Below are 11,454 nucleotides of genomic sequence, written 5' to 3'. Positions count from 1 at the left end.
TTAGGCCGGTATTAGAAGGAGGGAAACGTGTTCATCGGTGGAGGCTCTGAGCACGACAGCCTGCGAGTTGGCAACGCGTACGACTGGTACCCCGGCCCGGGAACCGTCGTGACGTGGCAGCCGACGCCCGGCTGCATCGCGAAGGCTCGGCAGGCGCCGGTGAGCCCGGTGCCGCCCAGCTCTATGCAGGCGGGCCACATTCGTGGGTTCGTCGAGTTCGGCGAGCGCGGTCTCGACTACTCCCGGGCGATCATGGGTTCCTGGGACGTGCCGGGGCGCTGCGACATCCGCGCCATGAGCTACGTCATCAACGCGCACCTGCGGCGCCACGCGACGTACCACAGCTGGTTCGAGTACACGGACGACAAGAAAATCGTGCGCCACACCCTGAAGAACCCGCGCGACATCCAGTTCGTCGCCAAGGAGTACGGCGTGATGACGGAGCTCGAATGGCGCGACCACGTGCTGGCCACGCCCGACCCGCTGCAGTGGGACTGCTTCAGGTTGGGCATCATCCAGCACGACGACCGCTTCTCGCTGTACGCGGTCGTCGACCACCTGCACTGCGACCCGATGTTGCTCGCGGGTCTGTACGTCGAGATCGTGATGAACTACACCGCGCTCATCGAGGGCAAGGCGCCGGTCTCGCTGCCGCCGGCGGCCAGCTACGACGACTTCTGCGTGCGGGAAAGCGCGATCGTGTCGGGGATGACGCTGGAGTCCCCGGAGGTGCGCAAGTGGATCGAATTCGCCGAGGCCAACGGCGGAACCCTCCCGGACTTCCCGCTGCCGCTGGGCGACCAGTCGATCCCGTGCGGCGGGGACACCCACGTGGAGCGGCTGCTGGGCCCGGAGCAGACGGCCCAGTTCGAGGCCCTGTGCCGGCAGGCGGGCGCCCGGTTCAGCGGCGGCCTGTTCGCCTGCGCCGCCCTGGCTCACTACGAATTGTGCGGCGCGGAAACGTATTACGGGCTGACGCCCACCGACAAGCGGAAGAGCCCGGCGGACTTCATGACGGTGGGCTGGTTCACCGGCGTGGTGCCGTTCACCGTTCCGGTCGACCCGAACTCGTTCGAGGAGACCGCCCGCGCCGCGCAGGCCTCCTTCGACTCGAACATGGATCTGGCGAACGTGCCGTTCGACCGCGTCCTGGAACTGGCGCCGTGGCTACGCAAGCACGGACCCCAGTTCACCATGATGAGCTACATGGACGCCGGGCTGCCTCCGCTATCCGGCATCGTCGCCACCGCTCTGGATGGCGTGAACGCGACCGCGTTCACCGATGGCCGCAGCCCGGCATACATGTACTCGACGGTGTTCCGGCTGTTCGACGAGGTCTCGATCATGGTGTCCTACCCGAACAACCCGGTCGCCCGCGAATCGGTGATTCGCTACACGGAGGCGTTGAAGTCGGTGTTCGCCCGGGTCGTCGCGGGCACGCTGGCCGCGGTGCCGGTTCGCGTAGCCAGGTAAGCTGCGAAGCGCTTCGTCCTCGAGCGAAGTGAAAGGCTGAGCTCCGTCGATGAAGTTTGTGTTGGCGGCCCACGGTACCCGCGGCGACATCGAGCCCGGTGCCACGGTCGGCGTGGAACTGCGTCGCCGGGGGCACGATGTCCGAATGGCGGTGCCGCCCAACCTGGTTGACTTCGTCGAGTCAGCCGGGGTGCCCGCCGTCGCCTACGGGCCGGACACACGCGAGCAGGTGGTGGCCGTCGCCGACTTCACCCACAACGCCTTCAAACCCCAGAACCCGGCCGACTTCATGCGCACCTTCAAGTCGCTTTTCGTCGAGGGCTGGGCGGAGATGAGCCGGACGCTCACCTCGCTGGCCGACGGGGCGGACCTGCTGCTGACGGGCCAGACGTACCACGGCGTCGTGGCGAATGTCGCGGAATACTACGACATTCCGGTGGCGGGACTGCACCACTTCCCGGTCCGGGTCAACGGTCAGATCGGCGTTCCGTTTCTGCCGTCGCCGGCGCCGATCGTCCGCACCACGCTGTCGGCGGGCTGGTGGCTGTATTCGCGCTTCACCAAGGCGGACGAGGACGCGCAGCGCCGCGAGCTGGGTCTGCCGCCCACGACGGTTCCCGCGTGGCAGCGGATGGGCGACGGCGGAACGCTGGAAATCCAGGCCTACGACCGGGCCATGTTCCCCGGGCTGGCGGCGGAGTGGAATGGCAAGCGCCCCTTCGTGGGTTCGTTGACCCTGGAGTTGGCCGCGGACACCGACGACGAAGTCGCGTCCTGGATCGCCGCGGGAAAGCCGCCGATCTACTTCGGATTCGGCAGCACCCCCGTCAGCTCCCCCGCCGAGACGGTGGCCATGATCGCCGACGCCTGCGCCGAGTTGGGCGAACGCGCGCTGATCTATTCCGGCGCCGATGGCTCCGAACCCGCTGCGCATCGTGAGCACATCAAGCTGGTCGGGCACGTCAACTACAGCACGATCTTGCCCATGTGCCGCGCGGCCGTCCACCACGGCGGCGCGGGCACGACGGCGGCGAGCCTACGGGCCGGGCTCCCGACGCTCATCCTGTGGGACGTGGCCGACCAGTTCATCTGGGCGACCCAGGTCAAACGGCTGAAAGTCGGCTCCGCCAAGAAGCTTTCGAACATCACCTGCAAATCGTTGGTCAGGCAGCTGCGCAAGATCCTCGCGCCGGACTGCGTGGCCCGGGCCGGTGAGATCGCACCGCAGATGTCCAAACCGGCCGTCGGGGTGGTCACCGCCGCCGACCTGCTGGAGCAGACCGTCCGCGTCGGCGTCTAAAAGACCGGTGCCGCTACGGCTGCCGGCTGGCGGCCGCGTCGCGCTGGACGAGCGGGTAAGACTTGTACCACTTGCGGTGGTGTGCCGCCCCCATCTCGCGCAGGATGCCCATGGCCGCGAACCAGCCGTGCGTCTTGCGCAACCCCAGGATCATCGCCCGGCTGGAGCCCCAGTGGTACTTCAGGCCGCCGAAGTGAACCTTGGCGGTCCTGCGCCCGAAGTGGTTGACGTAGGCCATTTCCGTTGTGTACACGCCGAATCCGGCTTTTCGTGCCCGCAGCGCGAGGTCGAGGTCGAGCCCCCAGCCGTAGCGGCCGAAGGTGTCGAGATCCATTCCCCCGACGGCGTCCCAGCATTCCCGGGACATCACCAGCGCCGTCCCCTCGATGGCGGGCACCACCCGATACTGCGGCCGCGGAACGTAGCTCGCGGCGTCCGGTATTCCCTCGACCACCGCGTAGGGGAATCCGATGTTGAACAGCGGCCCCACCATCCCGACGTCCGCGGGCAGGCGCGGGTCGAGCAGGGCAGCGACGAATCCCCGGGACAGCCGGGTGTCGTTGTTGAGCGTCATCGCGTGGGAGTAGCCCTCCGCGAACGCGGTTCGGAAGCCGAGCTCGCTCCCCCCGGCCCACCCCAGGTTCGTTCCCGGCGTGGCGACGCGTTCGTTGCCGATCTTCGGGTAGTCGCCCCGATTGTCGACGATCAGATAGTCGGCGCCCTCGCGCTCCAAATCCGCTACGAGCGCGTGTGTGTACTCGTGCTGGCCGAAGACCGGCACGGTGATCAGTAGGGACACACCGGGAGCGTACCCCGAGCCGCGCAACCCCGCGGGGCGTTCCGACATCAGTCCAAACCCCCGCGTCGGGCGGCTTTTTCCAGCAGGTCGGCGGCGCTGGCGACGCTCTCGGCGGGCTTGGTCATCCGCGAGGCGATGTCACGCGCCCGGCTGACATAGTCGGGCGCGAGGACCGACCTGAGGTCGGCGACCAGCGTTTTGCGGCTGGTGCTCGAGAAACGGCGGGCCGAGCCGACTTTCAGCTGTTTGATCTGGGCCGCCCAGATCGGCTGATCGGAGGTGATCCAGAGGATCAGCGCCGGGACGCCGGCCCGTAAGCCCGCGGCCGTCGTACCGGAACCGCCGTGGTGCACAACGGCGCGACAGATCGGAAATATGGCGGCGTGATTGACCGCCGAGACCACCCTCACGTGGTCGAATGCGGGGACGCCGCCGTCCTGCGCCCGCGAGCAGATCAGCGCCCGCTCGCCCAGCTCCGCGCAGGCCCCGCCGATCATCGTGACCAGATCGGCGGGCGACCCGACGGGCATGCTGCCGAATCCGAAATAGATCGGCGGCGTTCCGGCGGTGATCCACGACGCGACCTCGTCGTCGGCATCGGTGGGCGACTCCATGGTCAGCGCGCCGACGAACGGCCGCCGGGCGCCCCATTCCTCGGCCAACCCGGGAAAACACAGCGCGTCGTACGCCTGGATCTCCAGCGCGCCAAGTTCCGACATCCGTTGCGGCGCAGGGCAAGTGGCCTTCGGCAGGCCCAAATCCCGGCGCTGCGCGTCCTCGGCGCCCCGCGTGAACCGCCAATACATCCAGTCGAGGGTCTTCATCGTCGAGCGCACCAGGGGCGCGGGCAGCCGCGCGGGAAACGCCACCTGGCCGTTGGGCCGCATCGGGTAGAAGTGCAACGCGGCCAACGGAATGTCATAGCGCTCCGCGACATTCGCGGCGACCTCCTGATAGAGCTGACCGGTCAGCAGCAGGTCGACCCCGTCCACGAGCGACGTGAGCGCGGCGCCCAGCTCTTCGTAGCCCGCCCGGACCGGCTCCATCGCCTCACGCGCCAGCTTGACCGGGTTTTGGAACTTCCACGAGTTATGCAGGAAATCCTCGTCCAGCTGCCGCTGGGAATCCCGCTGCCCGTAGGCGACGGCGGGCAGCCCGGCCGACTCGACGAAGCCGATCAGGTTGGGCGGCACGGCAACCCGCACGTCGTGCCCACGGCGCTGCAGCTCCCGGCCGATGGCGGCGCACGGCTCGATATCGCCGCGAGTTCCGTAGCTCGCCAACGCAAACTTCATGACGGAGTCGAGCCCATCAATCCTTGACGAAGTGGTAGACGCGGTAAGAGAAGCCCCCGGAGCGGCGCAGATCCCAGTCCATCACCCCGACGCCGTAACGGATCAGGGAGTTCATGAATCCGGGCAGGCGGTCACTGATCTGCTGCTGGGTCCGCCGCGTGTTGGCGTCCAGCCCGCGCTTGGCCTCCGCGTCGATGTCCCGTTCCGAGACCTTGCGCAGCGGCGCGGCGGCCAGCGCCGCCTCCCACTCGCCGACGACGGGAGCGCGGCGGGAATCGGTGTACAGGAAATGCCCCCCGGGCCGCAGCACGCGCGCCACCTCCTCGAGGAAGCGGGAGAAGTGGGGGTACTGGTGCGATGCCTCGACGTTGACCACCGCGTCGAAGGAGCCGTCGCCGAAGGGCAAGTTTTCGGCATCGCCCTGGACGAAATCCAGGCCGGGCAGCTGGTGGCGTTCCCGGCACTTATCGATGCTGGCGGGGTTCAGATCCAGCCCGGTATAGGAGGCCGGGCCCAGGTTCCGCACGATGTAGGACGCGCCCCCGCCGGCCCCGCAACTGACCTCCAGCACCTTCTTGCCGGTGAGATCCACCTGCGAGGCGGTCACGTGATAGAGCTGGATGCAGTAGCGGTTGGGTTCGTCGGACGGCGCCAATGGCAGGCCCATCGGGGGGTCCTCTTCGTAGCCGAAGTTGAAGAAGACCACGTCGTCCCCGACCTGGCGGGTGCCAAGGGGCAGAAAGTACTTCGTGGTGAGCTTGCCGACGAGCGGGTTGGATTGCAGGCGGTATTTGATAGCCACGGGGAGAGTGTTGCACGGATACGCGGCCCTACACGGCGAATAGCCGCCTTGACCGCTTCGCGACCGGCAATTGCGGTCCTGACCAGCACGTTCAACGCCAAGATCACAGCAATGTCACGGTCAGCGCCCAGATCTTGATTAGCCCACGCGACTGTGCGCCGGATTGTAGGGTGGTTGCGTGTCGAGCCGGACTGGCACGGGCGAGGCAGCCAAGCCTGGGGGAATCTTCGACCGCATAGGCGACATCGTCGTGCGGTGGCCCCTGCTTGTCATCGCGGGCTGGATCGGGGTGGCGGTCACCCTAGCCCTGGTATTTCCGCCGTTGCCGGTCCAGGCCAGCAAGCGCGAGCCGAAGGCCCTCCCGGACAACGCCCCGACGGTGGTCGTCAATCAGGAAATGGCCAAAGCCTTCGCTATGCCCGGCGCCCCTAAAGCCGGCGGAGACGCCAAGAAGGCCCCGGACGCCGCCGGGGACGGGGGCGGCGACAATCCGCTGGGCGGCGGCGGTTCCCTGCTGATGATCCTGCTCAGCGACGAGAACGGCATCACACCCGCCGACGAGGCCGTCTACGCCAAGCTGGTGGACAGGCTGCGCCAGGACAAGACCGACAAGATGACGGTGCAGGACTTCCTGAGCAACCCCCAGATGCGCGAGGTCCTGGCGAGCAAGGACGGCAAGGCCTTCATCCTGCCGATCTCGTTCCCCGGCGCCGGCACCGCGCCGTCGACGATTGCGGGCTACCACCACGTCAAAGACATCGCGAAAGAGATCACCGCGGGAACCTCGCTGACCGCTCACGTCAGCGGGCCGCTGGCCACGATCGCCGACGCGACCGAAATGGCGCTGGAAGACGCGCATTTCATTGAGATCGGCACCGTGGTGTCGGTGCTGGGGATCCTTTTCCTGATCTACCGCAACATCATCACGATGTTGGTACCGCTGATCAACATCGGTGCGTCGATCGGGACGTCGCAGGGCGTCCTGTCCGGGCTGACCGAGATCGGCCTGCCGTTCGCCCTGCAGACCCTCGTCCTGATGACCGCCGTCATGGTCGGGGCGGGAACGGACTATGCCGTCTTTCTGATCAGCCGATATCACGACTACGTGCGAAAGGGCCACACGTCCGACGAATCGGTCAAGATGGCGCTGATGTCGATCGGCAAGGTGATCGCCGCGTCGGCGGCCACTGTCGCGGTCGCGTTCCTCGCGATGGTCTTCACCAAGCTTGAAGTGTTTTCGACGGTCGGTCCGGCGATTTCGATTTCGGTCATCGTGGCATTCCTGTGCGCGATCACCCTGTTGCCCGCCCTGTTGGTGCTCGCCGGACGTCGTGGCTGGATCAAGCCGCGTCGCGACCTCACCACTCGGATGTGGCGAATCATGGGCACGCGCGTCGTGCGCCGGCCGCGCGTCCACCTGATCGGAAGCCTGATCGTGCTCATCGGTTTGGCCAGTTGTACGGCCGTGATGCGCTTCAACTACGACGACCTCAAGACGATGCCCGCCTCCGTGGACAGCTCCAAGGGATATGACGTGATGAATCGCCATTTCCCGGCGAACGCGCTGACACCCATGGTGCTGTTCATCAAGTCGCCCTCCCACGACCTGAGGACTCCGGCGGCCCTCGCGGACCTGGAGCAGATGGCCGCCCGGGTGAGCCAGCTGCCCGACATCACGATGGTGCGGGGGTTGACCAGGCCGAACGGCGAACCGCTGGAGCAGACGAAGATCTCGTTCCAGGCCGGTGAGGTGGGCAACAAGCTCGACGACGGATCCCGCCAGATCAACGAGCATGGCAGCGATCTGGACCGCCTGGTCAACGGCTCCAATCAGTTGGCCGACGCCCTCGCGATGCTGCGCGATCAGGTCACCGGCGCCGTCACCAGCCTCGGCCCGGCGGTCTCGGCGCTGACGGCGATGGAGCAGATGGCAGGGGGCGATAGCACCATCGCCGCGCTCGACCAGGGCGCCGCCCTCACCGGGCGGATGAAGACGCTCGGCGACAACCTCAACATGTCCACCGTGAACAGCGAGAACATCGCCGCGTGGGCCACGCCGATGTTGAACGCCCTCAACAACAGCCCGGATTGCAACGCCGACCCGGGCTGCGTGAGCTCACGTTCCGGGTTGGCCGCGATGGTGCAGGCAAACAACGACGGCACCCTCAACTCGATCAAGATCATGGCCCACAACCTGCAAGCGGCCGGCAAATCGCAGACCGTCGGGCAAACGCTGAACACAGCCCAGCAAACGCTAACTCAGGCCTCGGCCGCCATGAAGACGATCAGAGATCTGCAGAACACGATGAGCCAGGCGCAACAGGGCGCCAACGCGCTTGCCGACGGCAGCCGCGCGATCGCCGGTGGGGTGAAACAACTCGTCGATTCGACCCGACAGATCGGCAGCGGCCTCAACGAGGCGTCGCAATTCCTGCTGACCATGAAGCACGACACCGACAACAAGCCGTCGATGTCCGGGTTCAACATCCCACCGCAGATCCTGACCAGGGACGAATTCAAGCAGGGCGCCGCGATCTTCCTGTCCCCCGACGGGCACGCGGCGCGGTATCTGATCCAGAGCGGACTCAACCCGTTCTCCACGGACGCCATGGATCAGATCCCGAAGATCATCAAGGCCGCGCAGTCGGCGCAGCCCAACACCGACCTGTCGGACGCCACGGTGCAGGTGGCCGGTGTGCCGAGCGGGCTCGCCGACACGCGTAGCTATTACAACAACGACATCGGCTACATCGTCTTCGCCACGATCATGATCGTGTTCCTGATCCTGGTCGGCCTGTTGCGTGCGGTCGTCGCGCCCCTGTACCTCATCGGTTCGGTGCTGCTTTCCTACCTGTCCGCAATGGGTTTGGGCGTCCTGGTGTTCCAGCTGCTGCTCGGGCAGAACCTGCACTGGAGCCTGCCCGGGCTGTCCTTCATCCTGCTGGTCGCGGTCGGCGCGGACTACAACATGCTGCTCATCTCGCGCATCCGCGACGAGTCACCGCACGGCGTGCGGGTCGGCGTCATTCGCACCGTGGGTTCCACCGGCGGCGTTATCACGTCGGCCGGCCTGATCTTCGCGGCCTCGATGTTCGGGTTGATGAGCGCCAGCATCTACACCATGGCCGAGGCCGGCTTCATCCTCGGGATGGGCATTCTCATCGACACGTTCCTGGTGCGCTCGATCACCGTGCCGGCCATGGCCGCGCTGATCGGCCAAAAGAACTGGTGGCCCTCACACCTCGGCAAGACCCCCGCCCAGGTGTACGCGGCCCACCAGAAGAAGCAGCACCAGCTCAACCAGCTGACCGACCAGCTGGTCAAGATGAAGGTCATTCCCAGCCCGGCCGCCCTGGGGCCGGCGGCCGCGTCCTCGGCGACGAGCGCGCCGAGCGAGCCGTTGATTCCCGACGACCTGCTCGTTCGCCTGAAACTGGTCCCGCCCGGGCACAAGCCGCGGACCAAGTCGCGTCGGACACGGCCCAACGGCGCTGCCAAGACGGCGTCCGGCGCCGCGTCCGCCAAGAACGGGAAACGGTCGAAGAGACAACGTCTTTCCAACCACGCGCTCCCGCTGTTCGACCTCAGCGGCCTGTCGGGTCAGCTGACCGACGATCTGCGCGATCCGGGGTTGGGGTCCGCCCGGCCCACGAATGGCAATGGCAGCCACAAGGGCGATCGCTATCTCGGCCACCCGCTACCGCTGTTTGGCCAGGACTTCTTGTCGCCCCGACCAATCACGGTCGGCGCCAACGGAAACGGGCATTCGAACGGCAACGGGCACAGCGAACAATCGGCCGACGACGACCTCGGCAATCCGCTGCCGCTGTTCGGGACGGGCGCCCCGGCGCAGCAGCCCACCAACGGCAACGGGAAGCACCCGCTTCCCTAGCCTCGAAAATCTTCGCCGAGATTGACGTGGGCGCGAAGAAGTACGAGGGGACTACGCGCTAGCGTCGATCTCGGCGTTCAGAGAATCCCGAAACGCTTACGCGTCCAACCGGACGAACTCGTCCTGCCGGTAGAGCTCGACGCACTGCGATCGCCTGATCTTGCCACTCGTGGTGATGGGTATCGAACCCGGTGATACGAGAACGAGATCCGCCACCTTCAGGCCATGAGATTTCGAAATCGCGGAGGTGACTTCGCGTTTGACGCCCCGCAGTTTGTCCGCGGCCTCCTCCTCGGAGGCGCCGCGCTTCTTCATCTCGATGATCGCGACCAGCTTCTCGACACCCTTGTCGGGAACCGCAATCGCGGCGCAACGTCCCGCGGTGATCTCCTGGATGGTCGCCTCGATGTCGTCGGGAGAATGGTTGCGCCCGTAGACAATCAGCAGGTCCTTGATCCGTCCGATGATGAACATCTCGCCGCTGGAGAAGAAGCCGGAGTCGCCGGTTCGCAGCCAGGGGCCTTCGGGTGTGCCCTGCGACGGCTCGACGATCTTCGCGCCGAAGGTGCGGGCCGTCTCTTCGGGCTTCTGCCAATAGCCGGCGGCGACGTTCTCGCCGTGCACCCAGATCTCGCCGACCGTCCCCTCCGGGCACTCGCGACCGGTGTCGGGGTCGACGATGCGGTGCAGCATCGATGTGGGGCTGCCGTAGCTGACCAGCGGTGTGCCGCTGCCGGTTTCACACCGCACCGCCTCGCCGCCGGGCAGCTTCTCGGAGTCGAAATAACCGATCTCGGGCGGATCGCCCACCTGGCGGGTCGACATGTACACCGTGGCCTCCGCCATGCCGTAGCAGGGCCGGATCGCCCGGGGGTCGAAGTTGAAGGGGGCGAAGCGATCCGCGAATCGCTTGAGGGTGGCGGGCTGCACGCGCTCGCTGCCGTTGAGGATCGTGTGCACACTGCCGAGGTCCAACCCGGCCATGTCGTCGTCGGACGTCTTGCGCACCGCGAGCTCGTAGGCGAAGTTCGGCCCCGCCGAGATCGTGCACCCGTTGTTGGCCAGCATGTGCATCCAGCGGGCCGGTCGCTGCAAGAATCCCACCGGGCTGGACAGCAGCGTCGGCACGCCGGCCAGGATCGGCATGATGATGCCCAACAAGAGCCCCATGTCGTGGTAGAGCGGCAGCCAGGTCACCACCGTGATGTCCGGAGGCGGCACCCCGCCCTCGGGTGCGAAGAAGTCGCCCATGATCTGCTCGAAGTTGGCGAAGACGTTCTTGCTCGACACCATGACACCCGCGGGCGTGCGGGTGGATCCGGACGTGTACTGCAGGTAGATGAAGTCCGACCCGTCGCCGGCGCCGGCGCGCGGTCTCGGGCCGGTGGGGCGCTGCCGGGTTTCGAGGTCCAGCAAATCGAGTTCGACGATCGAGGGCGCGGATTTCGCCTCTCCAGACTGCACCGACGCGGCGACATTGTCGATGACCGCGGACGTCGTGAGGACGACGGCCGGCGAGGTGTCGGCCAGCACCGAGATGGTGCGTTCGTCGTGCGCACCGCCGTAGGGCACCGAAAGCGGAACCGCAACCAGCCCGGCCTGCAGGGCACCGAGAAAGCCCAGGACGTAGTCCATACCCTGGGGGGCGAGGATGAGCGCCCGGTCACCGGGCGACCCGCTGGCCCTGAGCTGCTCGCCGAGGTTCACCACGCGCTTGTACAGCTCCGACCACGTCAGGGTGTGTGGGACGCCGTCCCAATCCTGGTCGTAGTCAAGGTATGTGAACGCTACGTCGTTGGGCTGCAAGCTCGCGCGTTCGCGCAGCACACCGGGTATAGATGACTGAACCACGGACAACACACTACCTTCGTCGAAAGCGTTTCCGGCCCGGAA

The 11,454-nt window shown here is 66.6% G+C and carries 7 protein-coding genes; 3 read left to right on the top strand and 4 right to left on the bottom strand.

Annotated elements, in window-relative coordinates; all coding sequences use genetic code 11:
- The first annotated feature begins 27 nt into the window (after positions 1–27).
- A complete protein-coding gene (locus AC5Y4S_RS07975) occupies positions 28–1,473 on the top strand; it encodes a condensation domain-containing protein (RefSeq protein WP_500031776.1) in 1,446 nt (481 codons plus the stop codon).
- Between the two features lie 49 nt (positions 1,474–1,522).
- Positions 1,523–2,773 carry a glycosyltransferase gene (locus AC5Y4S_RS07970; protein ID WP_500031774.1) on the top strand — a complete coding sequence of 417 codons (1,251 nt, stop codon included), beginning with the start codon at positions 1,523–1,525 and terminating at the stop codon, positions 2,771–2,773.
- Between the two features lie 13 nt (positions 2,774–2,786).
- On the opposite strand, the gene AC5Y4S_RS07965 is transcribed toward AC5Y4S_RS07970, so the two are convergent.
- Genes AC5Y4S_RS07965 through AC5Y4S_RS07955 form a run of 3 tightly spaced genes read right to left on the bottom strand, consistent with a single transcriptional unit; the run spans position 2,787 to position 5,669 of the window.
- The gene (locus tag AC5Y4S_RS07965) at positions 2,787–3,620 is read right to left on the bottom strand and encodes a glycosyltransferase family protein (RefSeq protein WP_500031772.1); all 834 of its coding nucleotides are present in this window, start codon (positions 3,618–3,620) and stop codon (positions 2,787–2,789) included.
- Positions 3,620–4,867, bottom strand: coding sequence for a glycosyltransferase (locus AC5Y4S_RS07960; protein ID WP_500031770.1), 1,248 nt, complete (start codon positions 4,865–4,867; stop codon positions 3,620–3,622). The genes AC5Y4S_RS07965 and AC5Y4S_RS07960 overlap by 1 nt, the downstream gene beginning before the upstream one ends.
- Positions 4,868–4,883: 16 nt before the next feature.
- Positions 4,884–5,669 carry a phthiotriol/phenolphthiotriol dimycocerosates methyltransferase gene (locus tag AC5Y4S_RS07955; protein WP_500031769.1) on the bottom strand — a complete coding sequence of 262 codons (786 nt, stop codon included), beginning with the start codon at positions 5,667–5,669 and terminating at the stop codon, positions 4,884–4,886.
- 178 nt (positions 5,670–5,847) lie between these two features.
- Here AC5Y4S_RS07955 and AC5Y4S_RS07950 point away from each other — a divergent pair, with 178 nt between their 5' ends.
- On the top strand, positions 5,848–9,561 hold the full coding sequence (locus tag AC5Y4S_RS07950; protein ID WP_500031768.1) for an MMPL/RND family transporter: 3,714 nt from the start codon (positions 5,848–5,850) through the stop codon (positions 9,559–9,561).
- 96 nt (positions 9,562–9,657) lie between these two features.
- Here the strand turns inward: AC5Y4S_RS07950 and AC5Y4S_RS07945 are convergent, their stop codons facing one another.
- Positions 9,658–11,412, bottom strand: coding sequence for an AMP-binding protein (locus AC5Y4S_RS07945; RefSeq protein WP_500031766.1), 1,755 nt, complete (start codon positions 11,410–11,412; stop codon positions 9,658–9,660).
- Positions 11,413–11,454: the final 42 nt, after the last annotated feature.

The sequence above is a fragment of the Mycobacterium sp. NGS64 genome, from assembly GCF_059812245.1.
Note: the sequence above shows the minus strand (reverse complement) of the source record. Positions and strands in the feature narration are given on the sequence as shown.